This is a genomic window from Dellaglioa sp. CoH-57-MRSF-21 (assembly GCF_056781915.1).
The window spans coordinates 1-306 of the sequence record NZ_JBXAXU010000138.1 but is presented as its reverse complement, the minus strand read 5'-3'; the positions used below and the strand labels follow the sequence as shown (position 1 = coordinate 306).

Below are 306 nucleotides of genomic sequence, written 5' to 3'. Positions count from 1 at the left end.
ATTCAGCAATGGGATCAGGTGTACGACGTGGTGATGGACGTGCTGGACGCGCAGGCCGGTATCAAGGCCAGCGAACCCGAGGTCAAGTACGACCCGGGTCTCGCGCAGCGTGTCCGGCGTGTGGTGCGCGCCGCAGTCGGGAACGGCCCGCTCGAACTCGACACGAATCTTACCGTAGAATACAACTTCGATGAAATCGACATGGAAGAGTTGCGTAGCGATATTGAGGCCGAATTCGAAATCGATGCGGGGAGCCAGGTAACGGACCCGTGGACCACGATGCGTGATATCGTGGAAGCTGTGGTG

The 306-nt window shown here is 58.8% G+C and carries 1 protein-coding gene; it reads left to right on the top strand.

Features of this window, described 5'->3' with window-relative positions; genetic code table 11:
- On the top strand, nucleotides 1–306 hold a 306-nt coding region (locus AC1RPQ_RS08300), incomplete at both ends, for a hypothetical protein (protein ID WP_481762313.1).